Origin of the sequence: Mesorhizobium ciceri WSM4083, assembly GCF_000519305.1 — a bacterium.
Taxonomy (GTDB): domain Bacteria; phylum Pseudomonadota; class Alphaproteobacteria; order Rhizobiales; family Rhizobiaceae; genus Mesorhizobium; species Mesorhizobium ciceri_B.
In genome coordinates, this window is the sequence record NZ_JAFG01000003.1 from 612,811 (window position 1) to 634,161 (window position 21,351).

General features: G+C 64.3%; 25 protein-coding genes. 15 read left to right on the forward strand and 10 right to left on the reverse strand.

Annotated features, from left to right (window positions below; all coding sequences use genetic code 11):
- Positions 1–34: 34 nt before the first annotated feature.
- The 4 genes from MESCI2_RS0103035 to MESCI2_RS1000000136485 all read left to right on the forward strand — a co-directional run bounded on the left by MESCI2_RS0103035 (position 35) and on the right by MESCI2_RS1000000136485 (position 4,528).
- Entirely contained in the window at positions 35–1,531 is a 1,497-nt protein-coding gene (locus MESCI2_RS0103035; protein WP_027035261.1) for a glucosamine inositolphosphorylceramide transferase family protein, read from the forward strand.
- A 118-nt stretch (positions 1,532–1,649) separates the two neighbouring features.
- Entirely contained in the window at positions 1,650–2,840 is a 1,191-nt protein-coding gene (locus tag MESCI2_RS0103040) for an FAD-dependent oxidoreductase (RefSeq protein ID WP_027035262.1), read from the forward strand.
- Positions 2,841–3,266: 426 nt separating this feature from the next.
- The gene (locus MESCI2_RS0103045) at positions 3,267–4,298 is read left to right on the forward strand and encodes a hydroxyacid dehydrogenase (protein WP_027035263.1); all 1,032 of its coding nucleotides are present in this window, start codon (positions 3,267–3,269) and stop codon (positions 4,296–4,298) included.
- A gap of 113 nt (positions 4,299–4,411) precedes the next feature.
- On the forward strand, positions 4,412–4,528 hold the full coding sequence (locus MESCI2_RS1000000136485) for a putative RiPP precursor (RefSeq protein WP_346557995.1): 117 nt from the start codon (positions 4,412–4,414) through the stop codon (positions 4,526–4,528).
- An 80-nt stretch (positions 4,529–4,608) separates the two neighbouring features.
- Here the strand turns inward: MESCI2_RS1000000136485 and MESCI2_RS0103055 are convergent, their stop codons facing one another.
- Entirely contained in the window at positions 4,609–4,818 is a 210-nt protein-coding gene (locus MESCI2_RS0103055; RefSeq protein ID WP_027035264.1) for a hypothetical protein, read from the reverse strand.
- On the reverse strand, positions 4,815–5,030 hold the full coding sequence (locus MESCI2_RS0103060; RefSeq protein ID WP_032900298.1) for a hypothetical protein: 216 nt from the start codon (positions 5,028–5,030) through the stop codon (positions 4,815–4,817). Before MESCI2_RS0103060 ends, MESCI2_RS0103055 begins: the two co-directional genes overlap by 4 nt.
- A 556-nt stretch (positions 5,031–5,586) precedes the next feature.
- Here MESCI2_RS0103060 and MESCI2_RS0103070 point away from each other — a divergent pair.
- Complete coding sequence (locus MESCI2_RS0103070; protein WP_027035266.1) at positions 5,587–6,312, forward strand: Crp/Fnr family transcriptional regulator; 726 nt, start codon at positions 5,587–5,589, stop codon at positions 6,310–6,312.
- On the opposite strand, the gene MESCI2_RS0103075 is transcribed toward MESCI2_RS0103070, so the two are convergent.
- Positions 6,313–6,633 carry a hypothetical protein gene (locus tag MESCI2_RS0103075; RefSeq protein WP_081738612.1) on the reverse strand — a complete coding sequence of 107 codons (321 nt, stop codon included), beginning with the start codon at positions 6,631–6,633 and terminating at the stop codon, positions 6,313–6,315.
- A 227-nt stretch (positions 6,634–6,860) separates the two neighbouring features.
- Between MESCI2_RS0103075 and MESCI2_RS0103080 the strand changes: the two genes are divergently transcribed.
- The 3 genes from MESCI2_RS0103080 (at position 6,861) to MESCI2_RS0103090 (ending at position 10,345) form a co-directional block, all read left to right on the forward strand.
- Positions 6,861–7,607 carry a helix-turn-helix domain-containing protein gene (locus MESCI2_RS0103080; protein ID WP_027035268.1) on the forward strand — a complete coding sequence of 249 codons (747 nt, stop codon included), beginning with the start codon at positions 6,861–6,863 and terminating at the stop codon, positions 7,605–7,607.
- Positions 7,608–7,771: 164 nt separating this feature from the next.
- On the forward strand, positions 7,772–8,077 hold the full coding sequence (locus MESCI2_RS0103085) for a hypothetical protein (RefSeq protein WP_027035269.1): 306 nt from the start codon (positions 7,772–7,774) through the stop codon (positions 8,075–8,077).
- A 243-nt stretch (positions 8,078–8,320) separates the two neighbouring features.
- Positions 8,321–10,345 carry an acyltransferase family protein gene (locus MESCI2_RS0103090; protein WP_027035270.1) on the forward strand — a complete coding sequence of 675 codons (2,025 nt, stop codon included), beginning with the start codon at positions 8,321–8,323 and terminating at the stop codon, positions 10,343–10,345.
- A gap of 104 nt (positions 10,346–10,449) precedes the next feature.
- On the opposite strand, the gene MESCI2_RS0103095 is transcribed toward MESCI2_RS0103090, so the two are convergent.
- Positions 10,450–11,043 carry a DUF6456 domain-containing protein gene (locus tag MESCI2_RS0103095; protein ID WP_027035271.1) on the reverse strand — a complete coding sequence of 198 codons (594 nt, stop codon included), beginning with the start codon at positions 11,041–11,043 and terminating at the stop codon, positions 10,450–10,452.
- A gap of 199 nt (positions 11,044–11,242) precedes the next feature.
- Between MESCI2_RS0103095 and MESCI2_RS0103100 the strand changes: the two genes are divergently transcribed.
- Together MESCI2_RS0103100 and MESCI2_RS0103105 are read left to right on the forward strand one after the other, a co-directional pair.
- Positions 11,243–11,524, forward strand: a complete 282-nt coding sequence (locus tag MESCI2_RS0103100) for a DUF982 domain-containing protein (protein WP_027035272.1) — start codon at positions 11,243–11,245, stop codon at positions 11,522–11,524.
- A 54-nt stretch (positions 11,525–11,578) separates the two neighbouring features.
- Positions 11,579–11,941, forward strand: coding sequence for a DUF982 domain-containing protein (locus tag MESCI2_RS0103105; protein ID WP_027035273.1), 363 nt, complete (start codon positions 11,579–11,581; stop codon positions 11,939–11,941).
- Between the two features lie 486 nt (positions 11,942–12,427).
- Here MESCI2_RS0103105 and MESCI2_RS0103110 read toward each other — a convergent pair whose 3' ends face one another.
- The gene (locus MESCI2_RS0103110; RefSeq protein WP_027035274.1) at positions 12,428–13,090 is read right to left on the reverse strand and encodes a GcrA cell cycle regulator; all 663 of its coding nucleotides are present in this window, start codon (positions 13,088–13,090) and stop codon (positions 12,428–12,430) included.
- Positions 13,091–13,204: 114 nt separating this feature from the next.
- Positions 13,205–13,471 carry a hypothetical protein gene (locus MESCI2_RS01000000134150; RefSeq protein ID WP_245270201.1) on the reverse strand — a complete coding sequence of 89 codons (267 nt, stop codon included), beginning with the start codon at positions 13,469–13,471 and terminating at the stop codon, positions 13,205–13,207.
- A 210-nt stretch (positions 13,472–13,681) separates the two neighbouring features.
- Between MESCI2_RS01000000134150 and MESCI2_RS01000000134155 the strand changes: the two genes are divergently transcribed.
- On the forward strand, positions 13,682–14,386 hold the full coding sequence (locus MESCI2_RS01000000134155; protein WP_032900299.1) for an XRE family transcriptional regulator: 705 nt from the start codon (positions 13,682–13,684) through the stop codon (positions 14,384–14,386).
- A gap of 52 nt (positions 14,387–14,438) precedes the next feature.
- Here the strand turns inward: MESCI2_RS01000000134155 and MESCI2_RS0103130 are convergent, their stop codons facing one another.
- On the reverse strand, positions 14,439–14,741 hold the full coding sequence (locus MESCI2_RS0103130) for a hypothetical protein (protein WP_027035276.1): 303 nt from the start codon (positions 14,739–14,741) through the stop codon (positions 14,439–14,441).
- A 184-nt stretch (positions 14,742–14,925) separates the two neighbouring features.
- Between MESCI2_RS0103130 and MESCI2_RS0103135 the strand changes: the two genes are divergently transcribed.
- From MESCI2_RS0103135 to MESCI2_RS0103150, 4 genes are all read left to right on the forward strand, one after another.
- Positions 14,926–15,288 carry a hypothetical protein gene (locus tag MESCI2_RS0103135; RefSeq protein WP_027035277.1) on the forward strand — a complete coding sequence of 121 codons (363 nt, stop codon included), beginning with the start codon at positions 14,926–14,928 and terminating at the stop codon, positions 15,286–15,288.
- A 91-nt stretch (positions 15,289–15,379) separates the two neighbouring features.
- Positions 15,380–15,961 carry a hypothetical protein gene (locus MESCI2_RS0103140; protein ID WP_027035278.1) on the forward strand — a complete coding sequence of 194 codons (582 nt, stop codon included), beginning with the start codon at positions 15,380–15,382 and terminating at the stop codon, positions 15,959–15,961.
- On the forward strand, positions 15,958–16,560 hold the full coding sequence (locus MESCI2_RS0103145; protein WP_027035279.1) for a hypothetical protein: 603 nt from the start codon (positions 15,958–15,960) through the stop codon (positions 16,558–16,560). Before MESCI2_RS0103140 ends, MESCI2_RS0103145 begins: the two co-directional genes overlap by 4 nt.
- Positions 16,557–17,135, forward strand: a complete 579-nt coding sequence (locus tag MESCI2_RS0103150; protein ID WP_027035280.1) for a hypothetical protein — start codon at positions 16,557–16,559, stop codon at positions 17,133–17,135. Before MESCI2_RS0103145 ends, MESCI2_RS0103150 begins: the two co-directional genes overlap by 4 nt.
- Here MESCI2_RS0103150 and MESCI2_RS01000000134160 read toward each other — a convergent pair.
- The 3 genes from MESCI2_RS01000000134160 to MESCI2_RS0103165 all read right to left on the reverse strand — a co-directional run bounded on the left by MESCI2_RS01000000134160 (position 17,059) and on the right by MESCI2_RS0103165 (position 21,299).
- On the reverse strand, positions 17,059–18,447 hold the full coding sequence (locus MESCI2_RS01000000134160; RefSeq protein WP_245270202.1) for a hypothetical protein: 1,389 nt from the start codon (positions 18,445–18,447) through the stop codon (positions 17,059–17,061). The genes MESCI2_RS0103150 and MESCI2_RS01000000134160 overlap by 77 nt on opposite strands.
- A 276-nt stretch (positions 18,448–18,723) precedes the next feature.
- Positions 18,724–19,740 carry an ABC transporter permease gene (locus tag MESCI2_RS0103160; RefSeq protein ID WP_027035281.1) on the reverse strand — a complete coding sequence of 339 codons (1,017 nt, stop codon included), beginning with the start codon at positions 19,738–19,740 and terminating at the stop codon, positions 18,724–18,726.
- Complete coding sequence (locus MESCI2_RS0103165) at positions 19,737–21,299, reverse strand: sugar ABC transporter ATP-binding protein (protein WP_027035282.1); 1,563 nt, start codon at positions 21,297–21,299, stop codon at positions 19,737–19,739. The genes MESCI2_RS0103160 and MESCI2_RS0103165 overlap by 4 nt, the downstream gene beginning before the upstream one ends.
- Between the last annotated feature and the right edge of the window lie 52 nt (positions 21,300–21,351).

The window sequence follows — 21,351 nt, forward strand, 5'->3', positions numbered from 1 at the left end:
ACAAGGCCGGGCACCGCCTTTTCGGACCTCCACCATGCAGATAAGCCTGCGCCTGGACGGCGACTGCGTCCGCGCCTTTCACGTCACGCTGCTGGAGCGCCTCGCCGCGCTCGACGACGTCGAACTGTCCGTCGATGTCAGGCCGGCGGTCGGCGGCATTCCGCGCAGCGCCGCAGCCCTGTTTCAACTCGAAACGACGATCCACGGACTGTCCCATGATGGGCTGGCGAAGCGTGTGCCGCTTTCGACGCTCGCGCCCTACAAGACACAGTCCCCCGCTGCACCTGACCTGGTCGTCGACCTCTGCGGCGATGTCAGGCTGGAAGGTACGCGGACCTGGCGCGTCACCTATAATGGTACCAGCGGCGAAGCGGCCTTGCTGGCCTTGATCCTCGCCGGCCGCACACCGCTTGCCCGCATCGAGGAGAACGGCGTTGCGATTGCCGCCGGGCGCCTGGGCACCGAATATGGCGGCATCGCGCTGGCATCCTTCCAGGATATGCTGGCGCGCACGGCAAGCCTGATCATAGCTGCCATGTCAGGCGCTGCAAGATCGGTGCCTGATCTGCCCGAGCCGGCGCAGGCAGGCAGCCCGCCAATGCCCTCGGCCGGCAAGCTTGGAATCAGAGCCGGCAAGGCGCTGGCGCGGCGGATCGTTCAGAAGATCTATCACCTTTGCTACAACGCGCCGCACTGGAAAGTCGGCTGGCGGCAAACCGGGGGCCACGATCTGTTCAACCTGCGTGCGCATCCGGCGTCGGGTTGGCAAGAGCTGCCGGACGACGGCAGCCGCTTCTACGCCGATCCGTTCCCCATCCTCTACCAAGGCCAACTGACCCTGTTCGTGGAGGACTATATCCATCGGCTCGGCAAAGCCATCATATCCGCCGTTCCCTTCGGCCCGGCAGGCCCGCTCGGAAGGCCTGAACCGGTGCTGGAGCTGCCCTACCATCTCTCCTACCCCTTCGTCTTCGAGCGCGACGGCGAGGTCTGGATGGTGCCGGAAAGCTGCGCCAACGGCACCGTCGATCTCTACCGCGCTACCGCCTTCCCCGGTGGATGGGTCAAGGAAGCGACGCTTCTGTCCGGTGTCGTCGTCAGCGACGCCACGCTTGTCGAGCATGGCGGCGCCTGGTGGCTGTTCGCCACCGTCCGCGACGGCGGCGGCGCCTTCTCCGACGCGCTGCATCTGTGGTCGGCGCCGGATTTTCGCGGCCCCTGGACACCGCACCCCAAAAATCCCGTGCTGATCGACATCGCTTCGGCGCGGCCGGCCGGCCGCATGGTCAGGCGCGGCAACGACCTGCTGCGCCCGGTCCAGGACTGCCGCAGGAGCTATGGCGCGGCGCTTGGCATCGCACGCATTTCTCACCTTGATTTGATCGGCATGGAGCAGGTCGTTGAAACCATCTTAAATCCAGGTGCGCTATGGAGTGGGCGTAAACTTCACACGCTCAACGAGGCTGGCGGCTTTGAGTTCATCGATGGCTCGGCGATCGCACCGCGCTGGAAGCAGCGGACCCGCGATTAACCTAAACATTGGTTACTACCACGCACGCGCCCCGGTTGCTTGCGGTTGATTTAGCTCCGGAAGATATTTTCTACCGGAGATTGTGAAACGTGCAGTTGCCACCAGAAAGGGCAGCAAAATGAGTATCTCAGAGGCCGGCCCGGCCGAAGTCGATGTGGCGATCGTCGGCGCCGGAATGGCCGGCACCACCTTGGCAATGCTGTTGGGACAAGCCGGGCGCAAGGTGGCGCTGATTGATCCGCATCGCGTCCACCACGAGGAATTCCGGGCCGAGAAGATCGGCATGGATCAGATGCTGCTGTTCGAAAAGCTCGGCCTCGATGCGACACTCAAGCGTCTCGTCACCTCGACGACCGACACGCATGTCTTTCGCCTCGGCCAGTTTTTCGCGCATGAGAAGAAGGCCGAATTCACATTCTCCTATGGCGCACTGATCAATGGCCTGCGCGATGCCTTGCCTGCGCAAGTGCCGCTGACGGTCGGCAAGGTAACCGGGGTCTCGACTGGACCGGACCGGCAGCGGCTTGTGCTGGCCGACGGCACCGTCATCGATGCCCGCCTGCTGGTGGTGGCAACCGGCCACGGCGAAGCGGTGCGGCGCGCCGTCGGGGTCGAGCGTGTCGAGCAATCGAAGGCGCATTCACTGTCGATGGGATTCGACCTCGCCATCTCGCCCAGCGATTTCGGTCATCAGTCCGTCACCTGCTACAGCAGGCGGGCTGCCGACCGTATCGCCTACATCAGCATCTTTCCGCTCGGCGACAAGGTGCGGGCGAACATGTTCCTCTATCGCAATGTGGCCGAAGCGTGGACGCGGGCGTTTCGCCAGGAGCCGCAAAAGATGCTCTGCGAACTGATGCCCGAAATAGCAGCGCGATGCGGCAACTTCGAAGTCGCGGCCCCTGTCGAGGTCAGGCAGATCAGTCTGAGCACCACGCAAGGCCATCGCCGCGACGGGGTCATCTTCATCGGCGATGCTTTCTGCACGACGTGTCCAACGCCGGGCGTCGGCATCGGGCGCGTGATGACCGATGTCGACCAGCTCCACTCGGTTCACATTCCACGCTGGCTCGAAACACCAGGCATGGCGGCTGAAAAGATCAACGCCTTCTATGACGATCCGGTCAAGGTGGCTGCCGATGAGGACGGCATGCGGGTGAGCTACTATGCCAAGTCGATTACCGCCGACACCGGGCTGGAATGGCGCGTAAGGCGCCTGCGCAACAACACCGCGCGCCGGCTGATGATCATCGGCCGCAAGGTCCGGCATCTGGGACAGAGGCAGGCGCCCATGGCCAATATGCGATAGGGCGCGACCAGTCGCGCCCTATCGATTGCCGATATTGATTGCCCTTGTCGGGCGAATGCGTCAGACGCCAATCGCTCAGGTTGCCGTCGGCGGAGGTGTCGATGGGGTAGTCTGGGCCGTGACGCCCGAAAGCCTGTCGCGCTTCTGCAAGGTTGGTTTCTCGTATTTCTTCACTGTAAAATGCCCTCCAAATTGGTACGGCGCCAGCAGAACCAATTCCCTGCCCCGTGTCAATTGTGTCACTGGTCCTTACGTCGTTTCCGCGCCATCGTGCCCAAACGATTCTACACTGTTGCATTGCCGGCACATATCGGCTCCGACAGGACACCTCATCCCAGCGCCAATCCCGCTCTACTCGGCTCTCCGCGCGATGTTGTAAATCGTTTCATCCAAGGTATTTTGGCCATCGGAACAGAGGGAATAGTCATGTCCAACAGCGCCTTGCCGCTGGTCATCAGTGCGCCGGAACCACGCACGCTCGACCTGATCTTCACAGCCCGGCAGTTGGCGCGGCTCAAGGCCCATTATCGCATTGTCGAGACGACCGCTGACGGCGTCGCGAAACTGCCGGCCGACGTGCTGGCCGAGGCGCGCTATATCATCGGCCAGCCGCCCATATCGTCCGAAACGCTCGACCGGATGAAGGCGCTGCGCTGCGTCTTCAATGTCGAGACCAACCTCATCAACAACATGCCCTACGAGACCTTGTTCGCGCGCGGCATCCATGTCGTCACCACCGGCCTGGTGTTCGCCGAGCCGGTCGCAGAGCTTGGCCTTGCCATGGCGCTCAACCTCGCCCGCGACATCGTCGATGCCGACCTCGCCTTCCGCCAGGGACAGGAACTGTGGGGCGGCGACGGCAACCAGACGGCGCGGCTCCTGTCCGGCGCGGATGTCGGGATCATCGGTTTCGGCGATCTCGGCCGGGCGCTCAACCGGCTGTTGTCGGGTTTCCGCACCCGCACCAAAGTCTTCGACCCCTGGCTGCCGCCATCGATCCTCATCGACAATGGCGTCGAGCCGGCCTCGCTGGACGAAGTGCTGTCGACCAGCGACTTCGTTTTCGTCGTCGCCTCGGTGACCTCTGAGAACCAGGGTTTTTTGGGTGCCGAAGCCTTCGCGACAATGCGCAAGGGCGCCGCCTTCATCCTGCTCAGCCGCGCCGGCGTGGTGGACTTCCCAGCGCTGATGGCGGCGGTGAAGAGCGGCCACATCGTCGCCGCCAGCGACGTTTTCCCCGAAGAACCGCTGGCGCGGGACCATCCGGTGCGCGCCCTGCCCGGCTTCCTGCGCTCGGCTCACCGCGCCGGCGCGCTCGACATCGCCTTCAAGCGCATGGGCGATATGGTGCTGGAGGACATGGACCTGATCGACCGCGGCCTGCCGCCGCTGCGCTCCAAGCGCGCCGAGCGCGAGACGGTTTCGCGAATGCGTTCCAAGCCGGCCGACCGGAATTGAGGTGTGGGTTTTCGTTCGGGTTGGCCGACCCTCGACGAGGTCGGGAGGTCGGCTTGACAAGAGAGCGCGGCCGGCGATGACGCTGCCGCAATCGAACTTTGCGGAGGGAGGCCATGAACATGAAGAAAATCTATGAAAAGCCGATGCTGCACAAACGGCAGAAGCTCTCCGCCGTGACGGCGCAGCAGGCCACTTCAGGCGTGACAGGGCCGACAGGCCCGACAGGCTGACGCCTCACGGTGTTCGATGAAGGTAGCATTGGACGCGCCCGCGGGTCGGCGGCGAGACGGCAGTCGCTCCAGGCGCAGCTTCAGTGTCCATGGCTACTCTTCGCCCTGCGCGCGACCGCTTCCATGAAGGAGCGGGCGGCAGCGTCACAAGCCGTTCTGGACGGTCCGTTCGCGGACAGCACGACCTCCGCGGCCTTCCGCGACATGCCGTATTTCCGGGCGAAGACCGCAGCGTCGTAAGGTTCGTTTTCGGCTGCCGGTGCCGCCGACGTGATCCTGGCCTTGGTCATTGGCGGGTCCGCCTGAAACTCTCAAGCAACTCGCCTTCGTTGCGGCAGCCATTCTGGAACAGCGAAAACACCGTGGCTGCCAGAAGCTGCACGTCCGACTCCTCCGACATGCGGTCAAGGTTGCGCTCCAGGCAGACCCGATTGAAGACGCGCTGGCACAGCTGCAGATCGGAAGGATAGAAACCGGGAATGCGTTTATGAAAGCTCGACATAAGAAGCCCCTTTCGGAGCAGCGACCACTTCCTAGTCCATGTCGCCCAAAAGTGACCTCGGTTTTGGGAGAACGACATGCATGGACAAAGACCCAAAGCGCATCGCATGAATCCGATCAAACGCGATGCGCTTTAGACGCTGTGGGTCAAAAATGAAATCGGGCTGAGCAAGAGTCAACATCGGCCTTCATCACAGTAAGTATCGTACAATCCTCCCGCCGGTCCGCCCCCTCTTTTTCGACGGTTCGCAGGCCCAGCGCGACATGGCGACTTTGTCACCAGCCGGCGGGATTTTATCGACCGTCGCCGTGATCCGGCGCTCTCAAGAAATATGTCGGTTTTGTACCAAGTGGCGCTTGGTACGTTTCCGACACTAACATTCAGGCCGATCTTTTCATATGCGAACGGGCGTTGGGGGGCGCCGTGCTTCGAATTTCATATCGCATTGATATCTTTCTGCGTTCAGAGCCCCTATACATAGCCGATCGTCCGTACGTTTTTACGGGCACGGACGGCTGGGAGATTGGATGGCTCTTGCCCTGCATTGGGCCACGCCATGTCTGATCTCACCAAAAACCATCAATACCGAAACCAACTGCTGCGGCGCATGCCCGCGGATGATCTGGCATCGCTCGAGCCGCACATACAGCGCTGCGACTTGCCGCTACGCATGATGCTTGTGACCCCCAATGTTCCGATCGAGGCCGTCTACTTCATCGAACAGGGCATCGGTTCGGTGGTCGCCAGCACGACGAGCGGCCAAGAGGCCGAAGTGGGCTTCATCGGCTTCGAAGGCATGACGGGATACTCCCTGGTGATGGGCGACGACCGTGCGCCGCATGCCTGTTATGTCCAACTCGAAGGCGAGGCGATCCGCATTGAAGCCGGCGCTTTCAAGGCAGCATTGGCGGCAAGTGCGACCTTGCGCATGTTCCTGCTGCGCTTCGTCAACGCGCTACAAACCCAGGCCGGCTGCACCGCGCTCGTCAACGCGCGGCTGAAGCTCGAGGAGCGTCTGGCGCGCTGGCTGCTCATGTGCGACGACCGCGTGCCCGGCGAACATCTCGCCATCACCCACGAATTCCTGGCCATCATGCTAGGTGTCAGGCGGCCAGGCGTCACCGTCGCCCTTCAATTGCTCGAAGGCCGCGCGTTGATCCGCTCGCGGCGGGGCGAGATCGTCATTCGTGACCGCGCCGGGCTGCTGGAACTCGCCAATGGCAGTTACGGCGAAGCCGAGGCCGAATATGCAAGGCTGATCGGCGAGATCGGCGCGGCCTGATCAGGAGCGGTTGCCGCCGGCATCCGGTTTGCCCGATGTCGCTTTGCCAGGCGGTGCCACCCCTCCTTCAATTGCGCCCCGGCCAATCGGCCCATCCCTGTCCATCGGCCCATTCTTGCCTATCGGTCCATCCTTGGCTATCGGCAACCCGGCATGCTCCAGACTTGCAAGCTTGCACTTCGTCTGTTCGGCCGCCGCTCCGACAAGGCAGTCGATGGTGAACATGGCACCGGCGTGATCGCTGGCCGCGACCGCCTGGCGGATCTTCGTCAATTGGGCTTGCGTATAGTCCAGAAGCTCGACCAGGCCGGTATGATCCAAACCGCCCTCCATTGCAGGATGTCGAGAGGCCGATCTGAGGCGCTCTTGCCATCGAAATACGCCCATTTACACGGCTTGCATAGCCGGACTGTCAGAATCGTACAGTCTACGCGGCACCGGGTCGTTGCCTATTGGCCAAAGGTCCATCTTCGCGCCGCCGCCACGGCATGCAAGTGTATATAAGCCATCGCTTGAATACTGGTCCGTACGTCTGTCGGGGAGATGTCGTGCCAATTCGCGAGAATCTCGCCGCCAATCTCAGGCGGCTGGTCCAACGCCACGCTTCCGTCAGCGCGGTGTGCCGTGAGCTTGGCATCAACCGCACCCAGTTCGAGCGCTATCTGCAAGGCAAAGCGGTCCCCAACAAAGCCACCGCCAGGCTGATCTGCGACTATTTCAAGATCGACGAGGATGAGCTGTATCGCGAGCCGGCCGCCGCGGCAGCCAACGGTGACAGCAACGCAACGCTACGCCAGGCACTGTACGAGAACATGGTGCGGCCGCCGTCGCCCGCCATCGCCGGAGGAACCTATTTCACCTATTTTTCGATCCCCGGCCGACCCGACTTCTTGATGCGCTCGGTCACCTTCGTGCGGCGCGAGGCCGATCTCGTCACCTTCAGGCGGGTGACGCGCTGGGCTCCGGGCGATGGCCAGGGTGGCTCGAGAATACCCGGCAACCATTACGGCGTGGCGATCTCGCGCCTGAACTGGATCTATTTCACAGGCATTAACCGCCGCCAGACAAGCGAGCCCTCGATCATGACCGTACAGTGGGCTCCCATCTCCGAACCGGTTCTGGTCGGCAGGGCGATCGTCCTCACCGGATCGGGGCCGGCCTTTGTGTCGGTCATCATGCGGCAGGACGTCACCAGGATCAGCATGAGGCGAGCGATGCTGATGGCCCATATCGTCAGTCTCGACGACCCCAGCGTCGATCGGCTGGTGGTCAGTCTGGCACGAGAGACCCGCTAAACTCGCTTTCTTCGGGAAAAATCGGGGAAAGTTTCAAGTTTTTCGACTATATTTTTCTTCGTTTCGGGATTTTTACGCAAAAAATGCCGGAACTTTCGCCCAAACCTGTCGTTCTCCAACTGATCGTTGCTTCGACGATCCCAAAGCAACAGGAGGAGTACGCCATGAACATCAAGATGATCTGCTTCGGCGCGATGACGCTTTCGATGGTTGCCGGCTCGGCGCTTGCCGCAGGCAACAACGGCACGTCGGCTCTCGACGATCCGGCCAAGATGCAGCCCTTCTACACCGATAGCGGCATGAAGACGATGGTCGGCAACGACGACTTCGTGAAGGCTTGGAAGGCCCTTGCGCCGGACGACCAGACCGCGATGATGAAGGCCTGCGAGGACGAGTCGAAGGACGCCACAGCGGCCAACAGCCATCCCGAATTCTGCAGCAGCGTGAAAGCGAACGGCGGCAGCAAGTAGCAATCCAGCGAACCGATGAGAAACAGCCCCTTCGCGGGGCTGTTTCGCGTCCGCCACAGGGCGCGCGGACAAGCCAGCCACGCAAGGGACCGAGCCCGGCCGGCGCGGCGGCCATTTCCATTCCTGCTATGTTGCACTGCGACGGAATTGTACTATGTTGCACTGCGATAAATTTGTTGCATTGCGATATCGGCGTGCCCTGCCGACATTGCACAGGGGCTGGGCTTGCACGAGGGAGCCGTCGTGGCAGCATCGTTCCGGCCGGACATACAAGGATTGCGCGCGCTCGCCGTCGGCGGCGTCGTCGCCTATCATTTCGGCCTCACCGCGCTCCCCGGCGGCTTTGCCGGCGTCGACATCTTCTTCGTCATCTCGGGCTGGCTGATATCGACCCACCTCATGCAGGAGATCGGCGAGACCGGCCGGCTCGACCTCTGGCGCTTCTATGCCAGGCGCGCGCGGCGGCTTCTGCCGGCAGCTTTGTTCGTCATCCTGGTTACGCTGGCCGCCGGCTACTTCATCCTGGCGCCGCAGGAGCAGGCGCTCTATTCGCGCGGCGCCATGTTTGCCTCCGCCTATGCCATCAATCTGTGGCTGCTGCGCTGGTCTTTCGACTATTTCGCCGCCGACGCCACCGCCAATCCCTTCATCCACTTCTGGTCGTTGTCGGTGGAGGAGCAGTTCTATCTGGCCTGGCCGGCGCTGCTTCTGCTGGCGGCCTGGCTGCGGCCGGGCAGGCGAACGGCCGCAGCCGTGATCGGCGTGGTCGGCCTTGCCTCCTTCGCCGCCTGCCTGTGGCTGACCAGCGCAGCACCAGCCTGGGCCTTCTATTTCTCGCCGCTGCGCGCCTGGGAGTTCGCCGCCGGCGGCCTGGCGACGCTGGTCCCCATGACTTTGCTGCAGCATCGCATCTGGCTGCGGGCCGCACTTGGCTGGGTCGGCCTGGCGCTGATCGCGACCGCCTATCTCCTGTTGAGCGAGGACCTGCCCTTCCCCGGCTGGTACGCGTTGATGCCGGTTGCCGGCACCGTGCTGGTGCTGCTGGGCGGCGCAGGTGGGGAGCAGACCAACGGGCGGACCGGCTGGCACGCCCTTGGACCGGCCGCCGCTTTGTCGATGCCGCCTTTGCAATGGATCGGTACGCTCTCCTATTCGCTCTATCTCTGGCACTGGCCGGTCATCGTCTATGCCGGGATGCTGGCGCCCGATCTTTCCGTGCCGCAGCGGCTGGGCTGCGGCGTGCTGGCGCTGGCGCTGTCGGTGCTCACCTATCATTTGATCGAAGACCCCGCGCGGCGCGGCGCCTGGCCGACGGTGGGCGCCCGCGCCTTTCCCAAGGTCATTCCAGGCGCAAAACCGCTTCGCGCTTTTCCCGGCCTTGTGCTGGTTCCCGCGCTCGCCCTGACCGGTGCCGGCGTGGCGGTCGCCTATGCCAACGCGCATCTGGCCACGCGCAACATCGGCCCCGAGCAGCGCGGCATCGAGCAGGCGGTCGAAAGACCTTCCATCGCGCGGGCCGTCGACAAGAACTGCCTGGCCGACTTCCAAACGGTGACGCCGAAACCCTGCATGTTCGGCCCGGCCGACGCCACCCGCACCATCGTGCTGTTCGGCGATTCGCATGCCGACCACTGGTCGACACCGCTGATCGAAGCAGCCAGCCGCAACGACACAAAAGTGGTCACCTATCTCAAGTCATCGTGCCGCGCCTCGCGGCTCTCCACCTTCAACACGGTGCTGAAGCGCGACTACACCGAATGCGACGCCTGGCGCGAGCAGGCCATATCGGAGATTATCCGCCGCAAGCCGCGCCTGGTGGTGATCTCCGAATTTTCCATCGGCAATCTGACCCGCGACCTGCCCGCCGCCGAACGCACCGCCGAAGTAGCGCGCTGGCAGGCCGGCCTGCGCTCGACCTTGCAGGCCTTCAGCCGGGCCGGTGTCGAGACCGCTGTTATCCGCGACACGCCGATCAACGCCAGCTTCGCCGGCTCCTGCGTGGCGCGCACCCTGTGGTGGCGCGAAGCCCCCTCGCCGCACTGCGACACGCCAAGGGCCGAAGCCGCCAACGACAGCACCGCCGCCGCCGAGCGCGCCGTGGTGACCAGCGTGCCCGACACCCGCTACATCGACCTCACCAACCAATTCTGCGGCCCGACCACCTGCCACGTCGTCATATCAGGCCAGCTGGCGTTTCGGGACAGGCACCATCTGGCGACGGGCTTTGCCGAGACGCTGGCGGGGCCATTGGAGAGGGCGCTGTTTTAGGCGCCTCTGCGCCCGGTCCGCATTGCTCATCACATCTTGCGAATCTGTGGAACGGGCTTGATCACGGATCCGGCGGCATCGCCGGTCGGATCCATTTCACCCCCTCACCGCCTCGTCATCATCCCGTAATGCACCGCCAGCAGATCCAGCCCCACCTTCAGCAGCTTTGTCACCACATTCCGGCCCTCGCCGGTCTGCTCGGACAGGCGCTTGAGGGAACCGTCCGCGCAGCAGACTTGTCGCACCACGGCGGCCACCTCCCAATGGCCTAGCGCTCTTGTGGCGGCGGCATAGGCCCTGCCAGCGTCGAGCACACTGTCGGCGATGCCGCCGCCATCGCTGCTGCCGTCGACGCGCTCGGTCCAGCGCATCGGCTTGACATCAGCCTGCTGGCTGCAGCGGAAATCCTCGCGGTAGCGCAGGCCTGCCTCGCGCTGCTGGCGCGACAGCGAGGTGATGCCGACAAGCGCATCGATGGCGCGCACCCGCACGATGCCGCCGGTGGCGGCGTAGCCGTCATTCGACACTTCGTAAACACGGGCAGCCTCCAGCGTGCCCGCCGCCAGCCGCTTGCGGCCGAAGGCGTCATCCCTGAGCGCGAAATCATGGCCGATCTCGCGGCGTATGCGCACCTGCTCGGCCTCGCCCTTCGGCAATTTCGGCGCCGGCGGTTTTGCGGACCTGGTCTTTTTGCTCATGGGAGGCTCCTGGTTGGGTTGGGATGATGGAGGATGGCAAAGTGGGCGGAGCGGGCCGCCGTTCGGTTGGCCTTCAATGCACCGGAGGTCGTCGCCTCTACGCCGCTGCGCCAGCATCCTTGCCCCCGGCATCCAGGCTGATGGAACCGGCGCGAGTTTTCGACGTTATGTCGCGTCCATGCCAAGGGGAGGTTCGCCGATGACAGCCTTCATGCCGGTTACCGTGCGCTTTTGCGATAACAAAACCATGCTGGTCAGTTCGGTGGCCGGGGCCGCCGAGGCCCTGCGCCACCAATGGCCCGACAAGACAGCACCTGGCTATGTCGAGGCTTCCCGGCTGGTTGCGCTCGCCGTCGACGGCATTTGCTGCCAGCGCATTGCGTTCGACGCCTTCACCAGGGCGGCCAAGCAGCAGAACATACTGGTGGCCAAGCCCAAAAGCCGCGCCCATGACTGGCTGGATGCGGTGGCTAGCCCGTGAGGAGCGGGCGCCGGCCGAAAAATTGATGCAACCGCCCGCCAGCGGGGCGCGTTTATGGGTGCGGTAGCTGGAGCCGCGCGCAAAGCGAAGGTGAACGCCGTGGGTACGATGAAAACCGGATTGCCGCTCAAAGTGCGGGTGGAAGATGAGATCGAAGAGATCGACAGCGTCAGCGAAGCCGCCGATTTTCTGCAGCGCTGGCCGCTGGAGCGGCGCGGCCATGTATACCGCAGCGCGCTGAACGCCTGTAGCGCGGCGATCGCCGCGCAGATTTCCGAAGCCGACGCCATGAAGGTGTTTACCGGCTTCGCCCGGGTGACCGGCATATTGGTCGACGAAGGCAACCCGGCCATGGTGATGGACGCACGGAGCGTGCAGAGCCGCACGCCCAAGCAGGGACGGCAGATGCCGAAATAGGGCTTTGCTTCTCTCTCCCCGTTTACGGGGGTGAGGTGTGGTCCGCGCAGCGGACGAAAAGCCAATTGCTTGGCTTTTCGAACAACGAACGCCCAGCAGGGCAATGAGGGGCGGCGCCAGCGCTTCGGTAACTGGCATCTGAATCGGATGCTTGAATTTCATGTCAGCTTTCAATCCTGCCTCGTCAGCGCTGCCCCTCATCCGCCTGCCGGCACCTTCTCCCCGTGAACGGCAGGGCTATCGCATATGGAGTTCCTGAAATGTCTGCCCGGCACGGACCCCCACCCCTAACCCCTCCCCACAAGGGGGAGGGAGACTTCCGTTGGCGCCAGCCTGCGCAAATCGCCTGTCTTTTCAGCGCCAAAGAAGAATTAAAGGCACGCGGCAGCGTTCCCTCCCCTTGTGGGGAGGGTTAGGGTGGGGGTTCTTCTTCGCAAAAATCCATATGCGATAGCCCTGCCGCGAACGGGGAGAAGAGACCAAGCCTCACCCCATCGCCACAAAACCGCGGCGCTGGAAGCGCGCCTCGTGATAGGCGCAATAGCTTTTCAGCCCTTTGGTGCGCATGCCGCAGCACAGCATGTCGGCGTCCGGGCGGCTGCCTGGCGCGCCCTCTTCGACAATAGAAATGTCCGGATCCACTTCCACCGTCAGATCCAGCGGCGCGCGGCAGCGTGAAAACAGGCAATCGATGAAACGCATGGCCACGCCATGCGGCTGCCGGCCGATGGCCGCGCGCGGTGGTGCCGGCTCCAGGCGATAGGCTACGCCGTCGGCGATCAGCACGCCCGCCTCGCGCACGAACGAATGGCGCCTGGGCCGGGCCACTTCACGCGCATGGATGTCCTTGGCGGCAAGCACGCCATCCGTCTTGCCTACGACAGGCGTCGCATTCGCCGGCGCGCCACTCGCCCGCTTGCTTCCAGCGCGCTTGCCCACTGCCTGCCTGGCTCGCGGCGGGGCCCCCTTGCCATTGGCAAAGCCGATCGCGCCCAGCATGGCGTTGCGGTGCACGATGCCGATGATGGCGTCGCGCGACACCGGGCTGCCGCGCAACGCGCTGAACGCGACTGCAATCCTGGAGGCTGAAAGCCCGTCCTTCAGCCAGCGGGCGATCTCGTGCAATTCCGCGTCGCTATAGCTTGCCATATCCAGTTCCATCCAAAGTTCGGCCGCGCGCCGTCGGGCAGCGTCAAGGGTTCGACCCGGTGGCCGGGCCGCAGTCAGGTTGTTTTTCAAGAGCCGGCTGTCAGCCGGCCAGCCTCAGCCGGCTTGGGCCGATTTCCCGCCGGCAAGGTGCAGAAGCCGCGCCTCGGCCGTGTTTCTGTCCAGGGCGGAAACCGCCCTGCCCGTCGGCCTGTCGAACAGGATGACGGTGCCGTCCTCGGTGCGGATGCAGGATCGGCCAGCCGAAAAAATAGCGTCGGCGCCATGTCGGTCGAATTGGGGGCCGAAGCCGCTGGGAGCGGCGGCTCCGGCCGTTTCGGTCGCCAGAGACAGGCGGACCGGACCCGAGGCCGGTGCGATCAAGCACCGAGCCTCGGGCTTCATCCCGGCCGGGGAGGAGAACGGCCGGGGCGGAAGGGAATGGGCGGCGGTTATGACCGCCGGATGCCTCGCGTGAGGCCGGCGACTCGGCGCCATCAAAGCTGGACAGGTTTTGCATGACCAGATATAAGCATAACTCAAAAATAGATGCAAGCCATTCTTTCATAGACGAGAGCCGCTTTCATCGCTCACATGGGCGCCATGGCAAGAACGGAACTGTCGATCAAGGTCGGGGCGGCGATCCGCAAGGCGCGCAAGCAGCGCGGCCTGGTCATGCGCCACATCGCCGAGCACAACGACACCGATGTCGCCGCCGTCGGCAACTGGGAAACCGGCCGCAATCTGCCCAAGACCGAGAACCTCCTGAAGACCGCCGCCTTCCTGCGCGTTGACCCGGTGGCACTGGGCCAAGGGCAGGTCGTGTTTCTCGACGATGCCGGACCGGTCGCCGATGCGGAGATCGTCACCGATGCTGGTCCGCTACCCGCGGGATCGATGGATATCGAGGTGCTGGGCGCGGCCGTCGGCGGCGACGATGGCGATTTCACCTTCAACGGCGAGCCGGCGGGTTACGTCCAGCGCCCGCCGGGCGTGCGCAACCTGCCGAAGGTGTTCGCCCTGCACGTGCTCTCGGATTCCATGGTGCCGCGTTACGAGCCAGGCGACCTGATCTATTGCGGCGGTCGCGACGCCGTACCAGGCGACCATGTGGTGATCGAGACCTTCCCGGAGGAAAACGAGCGCAACGGCAAGGCCTTCATCAAGAAGCTGGTCAAGCGCACGGCGGGCGAACTGGTGGTCGAGCAGTACAACCCGCCGAAGACGCTGACCTTCAACCGCTACGCCATCAAACATGTCTGGCGCGTGATTCCGCTGAAGGAATTGCTGGGGTATTAGCGCCTTTTTCTTTCCCCTGGTGGGAGAAGGGAACCAGCGCCAACCCATCCCCTTACGCCCGCCGCGATCCCTCCAGCGGCGCCTCGCGGTCGCTCAGCATTCGCGCCTCACTGCGCACGCGCTGGCGCTCGTCGATGAATGCCGCCTGGATTGTAACGGTCGCCCCCGGCAGTCCGTCGGCGCGGCAAGCCGAACAGACGATGCGGCCCGACAGAGCGGACAGCGGCGTATTCCCCGTCACCCCGAACCGCTTCATCTGATCGGGTCGCCACCACCTGTTGCGGCCGCAATCCGCGCACTCGACCGAGATCGAGGCGACATGTGCGATTGTTGGTTCCCTGCCCGGTAATGCCATCGCCCCTGCCTAGTCTTTGTTCCTGATTTGTTCGTATATTCCTGTGTTTTGCGCTGGGAGTCGAGTCGCAGTTTTCAAACAGTCCCAAAAGTTTTTCTTCTATATATGTTTGAGTTATGCTTCTATAAACTCGTAAATGTGAGTCGGGCGTGCCCCCACCGCCACATCAAATCCGGGAGTGCCGATGGACGCCGCCGATTTTGCCCGCTCCTGCGGTTACGCCGGCGACAGCCTGGCCCTGCTTGAAGCCTTCGAAGCCATCCGCCGCAACGGCATCGCCCACGCCCGTCAGGATCACGTCAGGCGCAAGGCGGTGATCGACGAGTTGAAACCGTCGGAAGCGCTGTTCCTGGCCGCGATCGGCCCGGCGCTCTCGGCGGAAGAGGCCATCGAGGACGCCGCCCGCTTCATAGCCTGCTGGCGCAACATACCGCGCTGGCGCCAGGAGCGGCGCTTGCCCGACCTGGTCAGGGCCAAGCATCAGCGGCTCGTGGCGCGCTTCTTTCGACGGTACGGCCATTTTCTGTGGGCGCGCGAAGCAGCGTGAGGGCTGGACCAGCCATTTGCGGGTTCCATCAGCAATTTTTTCTTTCTAGACTGCACAGGGGTGGCTGATCGTTCGACGTGCATAGTTTGGAATGTTCAAGACTGCCCGTTCAAGATTTCAGACCTGGGTAACGGCCGGCGCGGGAACCATCGCCGCCCTGCTTGTGGCCGGCCTGATGGGGGCCTTCGGCGCCCTGCCCGCCCACGCCCCGCCACAATTGCCGCCCGATGCCGCCATCGATGCCGGCCGCTGGTGGGTCCAGCCGGCGCGCGCCTATGTCAGCCGCGCCAAGGTCTATGGCGTGGCGCTGAAACCAGGCCAGAAGGCGCTGGTACTGGAGACCGATCTGACCAATCGCACGGCGCAATCCGACAAGGCCTATTTCAACGTCTTCAAGCCGGACGGGATCGACCTGCCCGATCCCATGCCGATGATCGCGCTTGCCCGCGATCAGACGCTGACGCCGGAACTGCATCCCGGCATGACCGAGCGCATGGCCTACGTCTGGCCGCTTGCCGGCGACGCCATCGTGCCGGCCACCCTAAGCTTCGGCATCACCGCCGAAATCTTCAAGCCGCGCGACAATCTCTACGGCACGCCCGGCTGGTTCAATCCCTATCGGCTCGGCACCGTCACCATGCCGGTCGCCGACCTGCCCGAGAGCGGCTCATGAAAATCCGGGCCATCGGCAATCTCGCGATCCTCGCCGCCACCGTGGCGCTCAGCTACGGCATGCAGGTGTCGAAGCCGCATTATGCCGAGCTCACCGCACCGATCCCCATCGATGGCGCCATGCACGACACGGTGCGGGCGCGCAGCTTCGATGTCCGCCTCGACAAGGTGGTCTTTGCCCGCACGCTGAAGACCGAACAGTTCGGACAGGAAAGGCTCTTGACCACCAGCGGCCTGTGGGCGGTGGCGACGACCAATCTCGCCGCCACCGGCACCTCCACCACGGTCGCCGACGGCACCTGGCAGGGCCCGACCGGCCTGCGCTACCACCAGACCGAGCGGCTGAGCTATCGCCAGGACATGCCGCCGCATGCCGTCGATCCGGGCTTGGACAGAAGCGGCCTGTTCGTCTTCGAGGTGCCGCCGGACCAGATCCGCGGCGCCAGCGTGCTTATCGCCGCGCGCCAGTTCGCCCCGCTCGACGCCCAGGCCCGCATCAGCCTCGACGCATTGCCGATCGGCGCCGATGGCCAGCCTGCGGATGTCTTGCCGGAATACGATATGGACGCTGCCGTGCCATCAGTTCAAGGCAAGTCATGAGCGCTGTTTCGACTGACCTCGAACCAGCCGGCGATGACCGGCAGGCTGAGAAAAAAGGGCGCCGGCGCAGCCTCGTCGCACTCGCTATCCTGCTGCCGCTGACGCTGGCCGAGACCAGCTATGACAGCGTCCGTGAATGGCTGCGTGGCGAGGACCTCATCGCCAGGGACGTCGAGTTTGGCCAGTCCGTGCCGTTCGGCGGCAGCGAGTGGCGGCTGGCCGATTTGCGCGGCGGTAAGGCCGGCCGCTTGCCCGAGCATACTTTCGCCGTCATCGCCACCTTCTCCGTGACGGTCGGTGACCCCGATCTGCAAAAGCAGTGGCTGGGCTGCAAGGTAATGCTGACCGATGCCGCGGGCCGCCGCTGGCTACCGGACTTCATCAGCGGTGTCAGCCTGCCGGACGGCGTGATGAACTGCACCTCGGCGATCTTCTCCGGCGCCAAGAAAGGCGACGTGATCACCGTTGGCGAAACCTTCATCGTGCCCGAAGATGCCGTCAAGACCATCCGCCCGGCCGTTGGCCTGGGCAGCGAGCGGCCGTGGTTCCTGCGCTTTCAGAGGCCGCCGAAGTGAGCCGTCCTCCCAGGGCTTGGTTCCTCGCCCCCGCCCGCTTCGCCATCGAAAACGCCGTCTCCAGCACGGCGGCGAGAAAGCATATGCGCAGCGGCTCGATCAGGATGCCGGTGGAGGAATCCTGGAACGGGCTGCCGAACAGCAGCGTCACGCCGTGCGAAAAAATCTGCCAGATATCGAGTTCATGGGGACCGATCAGCCGCGTCGCACCCAGCCATAGCCAGGCAGCGCCCCAGTCGAGCAAGCGGTAGCCGACGACCAGCGTGCACAACAGCACCAGGCTGGAGCTGACCGTCAGCCGCACGCCGTTGGCGATCGGCAGATAGCGCGAACGGTAGCCGGCGATGAAATGCTCGACGAAATCGCGCAGGAATTTCGGCAGGCCGGCATAGCGCTGGCCGGCGCGCTCCAGCCGGCCGTGCACGCGCATCAGGGCAGCATCGTCGCGCACGTCATAGCCATAGATCAGCGCAGCCATCACCAGCCAGATCAGCGGCAGCAGCATGAAGAAGAACAGGTTGACGGCAACCGTCGACGGCGCGATCGAGGTGATTTCGACCGGCACCATGGGTGCGGCCGAAGCCATCGGCACCGGGTTCGCCAGCCCGTCCACTGAGGCCTGCAGGGCCGACCAGAAATTGCGGCTCATCAGCCATTGCAGCGCCGAGTCCTTCCAGCGGCTGATCACATAGAGGCCAACGAAGATCCAGTTGGTCTCGCAGATCACTACCACGATCTGCCAGAACGACGCGGCACTTGTTTTAGCCTGCATGAACTTGGCCAGCCGGCGGATCAGCCACGACACCGCCACCGAGACGAGCAGCCAGCGTGAATCGAGTACGTCGAGCACATCAGCGCTCTGGCCGAAATCGGCCTGGTCGAGCGTCGCGCGCGAATATTGCCGCACGATATCGCCCAAAAATCCCCAGGCGGCATAGTAGGCGAAGAACGGCAGCAGCGCGATGGTGATCATCCGCACCAGCCGCGAGCCGCGCCGGTCCACTCCCGCGCCCGGCTCCGTTCGCGCCTCGGCGGTTGCGGCCTTGTCGGCGCCGCGCTGCGCGGCCAGCACATACGGCAGGCCGGGGCGCAGCACATGGAACATCGCCACCGTCACCACCAGCTGCGCCAGTGCCACCAGCGTCAGCATCGCCAGCCCGGCGAAGTGATTGGCCAGCGCCACCTTCGCCGCGAGCTGCATGAGGAGATCGCCGACCAGCACGCCGGCCAGCACGAGTGCCATGAGTTGCGGCCAGAACCGCCGCAGCAGCGAAAAACCTAGGGTGATCGGTCTGATGATATCGGCAAACATGAGGTTCTCTCACGATGCCACCCGCCAAAACCTTTCTAGCAAAGCATGATTGTTTTGCAAGGAAGGGGGTGGGGTCTCCTGCCAGGGGGCAGAGCGAGGCGCCCCCCTCTGTCCTGCCGGACATCTCCCCCTCAAGGGGGGAGATCAGCAGCTTCGTCCTCGCCGCTTTCTCTCCAACGTTGAAAATTAGCGAAAGCAGTCATGACATCCGATCTCCCCACTTGAGGGGGAGATGTCCGGCAGGACAGAGGGGGGGTAAGCGCAGACCTTCCGTCCCTACCTTCGCACCCGCGACTTCAGCCACCGGTCAAACGCCACCGCCAGGATCAGGATGAGCCCGATGACGATGCTTTGCGTGTAGGAAGAGACGTTGTTGAACTGCAGCCCGTTCTGCAGCACGCCGATCAGGGCCGCACCGACCACCGTACCGCCGACAGAGCCGATGCCGCCGAACAGCGAGGTGCCGCCGATGACGACGGCCGAAATGACCGTCAGCTCGTAGCCGATGCCGGCGACCGCTTCCGATGAATTCAGCCGCGCCGACAGCACGAAGGCCGCGAGCCCGGCGAAGAAGCCGACGATGACATAGACCGAGACCAGGATGCGGTCGACGCGCAGGCCCGACAGCCTTGCCGCCTCGGCATTGCCGCCGACGGCATAGACGGCGCGGCCGTAGCGGGTGTAGCGCAGCACGATGTGGCACAGGATGGCGGCCGCGGCGAAGATCAGCGCCGGCACCGGCACGGGGCCGATCAGCCCGGTGCCGAACCAGCGCATCGAGGCGTCGAAGCCCGAGATCGGGCCGCCGTTTGAGATGGTCAGCGTCAGCCCGCGAAACACCGTCAGCCCGCCCAGCGTGACGACGAAAGGCGGCACTTTCAGCCGGGTGATGACAAGCCCCTGCACGCCGCCTGCGGCAGCGCCCACCACGACGGCGGCCAGCAGCGCCGCGAACCAGCCAAACCCTTGCGTGCCGCTCGTCGACAGCGACAGCGTGTTGGCGGAGCCACCCTTGGCGACCACGGCGGCGACCATGCCGCAGAAGGCGAGCAGCGAGCCGACCGACAGGTCGATGCCAGCGGTAAGGATGACGAAGGTCATGCCGAGCGCGATCAGCCCGGTGATCGATATCTGCCTTGTGATGTTGAACAGGTTGATCGGGTCCATGAAGCTCGGCTTCAGCACGGTGAAGACGATGATCAGCGCCACCAGGAACAGCAGCGGCCCGAAGCTCATCAAAAGCCGCGCGAAGTTGATGCCGCCGCGCTGATCCTGTTCCCCCGCCACGCTCATAGTGTCTCCTTGCGGTCGAGTGCCATCAGTTCCATCAGTCTTTCCTCGTTTGCCTCGACGCCCGGCATCTCACCGGTGATGCGTCCCCGGCGCATGGTGACGATGCGGTCCGACACCGCAAGCACCTCGGGCAGTTCCGACGAGATCATCATCACCGCAATGCCGCGCGCCGCAAGCTGCACCAGGATCTGGTGCACCTCGGTCTTGGCGCCGACATCGACGCCGCGCGTCGGCTCGTCGACGATCAGCACTTTCGGATCGCGCGCCAGCCAGCGCGCCAGGATCACCTTTTGCTGGTTGCCGCCCGACAGGCCTTCGATCGCCTGCTCGGCCGAAGCCATGCGGATCGACAGCATCTTGCGAAACCCGGACAGCGCATCGCGCTCGCGCCGCTCGGCCATGAAGCCGAAACCGTTGCTGAAGCTGCCCAGCGAAGCGATGGAGAAATTCGGCAGGATGCCCAGCGCGGCAAAGATCGCCTGGTGCTTGCGGTCCTCCGGCACCAGGCCGATGCCGAGCGCAATGGCGTCCGCGGGTGATGCCGGGGCGATCGGCTTGCCGTCGAGCGTGATGGTGCCGGCCGCGATGCGGTCGGCGCCGAAGATGGCGCGCGCCAGTTCCGTGCGGCCGGACCCCACAAGCCCGGCAACGCCGAGGATTTCACCGGCCTTGAGGTCGATGTCGACGCCGTCGAGCACGATGGCGTGGGGCGCCTCGGGGTCGCGCACGGTGCGCAGGCCGCGCACCGACAGCACGACATCGCCGGCAACCGAGCGCTGCGCCGGCCGGGCGTAGAGCTCGGACGCCGCGCGGCCGACCATCTTCTCGATGATTTTGGGCAATGCGATCGGTCCGCCCTCGCGGTCGAGATGTCCGGCCAGCCGCCCGTCGCGCAGCACCGTCATGCGGTCGCAGATGGCGGAGGCCTCCTCCAGCCGGTGGGTGACGAACATGATGGCGACCTTGTCCTTGCGCAGCCGGTCCATGATCGACAGCAGCCGCTGCACCTCGGTCTCGGTCAGTGCCGAGGTCGGCTCGTCCATGATGATCAGCCGGCTTTTCAGCGACAGGGCGCGGGCGATCTCGACCAGTTGCTGTTCGGCCACCGACAGCGCCGACACCGGCGTCATCGGATCTATGGAGAGACCGACGCGGGCGATGATCGTGCGGGAGTCCTGCTCCATCCGCCTCCAACTGACCAGCCCGAGCGGACCGATCGGCGCGCGGCCGATAAAGATGTTTTCCGCCACAGTCAGCGTCGGGATCAGGCTCAGTTCCTGGTAGATGGTGACAATGCCGAGCCGCTTGGCATCCTGCGGGCTCGATGGATGGTAATCGGCACCGTCGAAGATGATATGCCCGCTGGATGGCGGCATGACGCCCGAGAGGATTTTCAGCAGCGTCGATTTGCCGGCGCCGTTTTCGCCCAGCAGGCCGAGGATTTCGCCGGGGCGGATATCGAGCGAGACATCGCTGAGCGCGGTCACGCCCGAGAAATGCTTGGTGATGCCCTCGACGGCAAGCAGGACGGGTTCGGGCGATGCGGCTTCAGCTGGCAAGGGTTGCTCCCGGATTGCGGCAGGCCGCGGGACAGCGCCCCCCTCTGTCCTG

What these genes read in the sequence shown, in the direction of transcription:
- MESCI2_RS0103145 (WP_027035279.1), top strand. Translation starts at nt 15,958, where the DNA reads ATGAAAATCCGGGCCATCGGCAATCTCGCGATCCTCGCCGCCACCGTG.
- MESCI2_RS0103040 (WP_027035262.1), top strand. Translation starts at nt 1,650, where the DNA reads ATGAGTATCTCAGAGGCCGGCCCGGCCGAAGTCGATGTGGCGATCGTC.
- MESCI2_RS0103140 (WP_027035278.1), top strand. Translation starts at nt 15,380, where the DNA reads ATGTTCAAGACTGCCCGTTCAAGATTTCAGACCTGGGTAACGGCCGGC.
- MESCI2_RS0103160 (WP_027035281.1), bottom strand. Translation starts at nt 19,740, where the DNA reads ATGAGCGTGGCGGGGGAACAGGATCAGCGCGGCGGCATCAACTTCGCG.
- MESCI2_RS0103035 (WP_027035261.1), top strand. Translation starts at nt 35, where the DNA reads ATGCAGATAAGCCTGCGCCTGGACGGCGACTGCGTCCGCGCCTTTCAC.
- MESCI2_RS0103070 (WP_027035266.1), top strand. Translation starts at nt 5,587, where the DNA reads ATGTCTGATCTCACCAAAAACCATCAATACCGAAACCAACTGCTGCGG.
- MESCI2_RS0103105 (WP_027035273.1), top strand. Translation starts at nt 11,579, where the DNA reads ATGGGTGCGGTAGCTGGAGCCGCGCGCAAAGCGAAGGTGAACGCCGTG.
- MESCI2_RS0103095 (WP_027035271.1), bottom strand. Translation starts at nt 11,043, where the DNA reads ATGAGCAAAAAGACCAGGTCCGCAAAACCGCCGGCGCCGAAATTGCCG.
- MESCI2_RS0103150 (WP_027035280.1), top strand. Translation starts at nt 16,557, where the DNA reads ATGAGCGCTGTTTCGACTGACCTCGAACCAGCCGGCGATGACCGGCAG.
- MESCI2_RS0103135 (WP_027035277.1), top strand. Translation starts at nt 14,926, where the DNA reads ATGGACGCCGCCGATTTTGCCCGCTCCTGCGGTTACGCCGGCGACAGC.
- MESCI2_RS0103110 (WP_027035274.1), bottom strand. Translation starts at nt 13,090, where the DNA reads ATGGCAAGCTATAGCGACGCGGAATTGCACGAGATCGCCCGCTGGCTG.
- MESCI2_RS0103055 (WP_027035264.1), bottom strand. Translation starts at nt 4,818, where the DNA reads ATGACCAAGGCCAGGATCACGTCGGCGGCACCGGCAGCCGAAAACGAA.
- MESCI2_RS0103085 (WP_027035269.1), top strand. Translation starts at nt 7,772, where the DNA reads ATGAACATCAAGATGATCTGCTTCGGCGCGATGACGCTTTCGATGGTT.
- MESCI2_RS0103060 (WP_032900298.1), bottom strand. Translation starts at nt 5,030, where the DNA reads ATGTCGAGCTTTCATAAACGCATTCCCGGTTTCTATCCTTCCGATCTG.
- MESCI2_RS0103130 (WP_027035276.1), bottom strand. Translation starts at nt 14,741, where the DNA reads ATGGCATTACCGGGCAGGGAACCAACAATCGCACATGTCGCCTCGATC.
- MESCI2_RS1000000136485 (WP_346557995.1), top strand. Translation starts at nt 4,412, where the DNA reads ATGAACATGAAGAAAATCTATGAAAAGCCGATGCTGCACAAACGGCAG.
- MESCI2_RS0103045 (WP_027035263.1), top strand. Translation starts at nt 3,267, where the DNA reads ATGTCCAACAGCGCCTTGCCGCTGGTCATCAGTGCGCCGGAACCACGC.
- MESCI2_RS01000000134155 (WP_032900299.1), top strand. Translation starts at nt 13,682, where the DNA reads ATGGGCGCCATGGCAAGAACGGAACTGTCGATCAAGGTCGGGGCGGCG.
- MESCI2_RS0103100 (WP_027035272.1), top strand. Translation starts at nt 11,243, where the DNA reads ATGACAGCCTTCATGCCGGTTACCGTGCGCTTTTGCGATAACAAAACC.
- MESCI2_RS01000000134160 (WP_245270202.1), bottom strand. Translation starts at nt 18,447, where the DNA reads ATGTTTGCCGATATCATCAGACCGATCACCCTAGGTTTTTCGCTGCTG.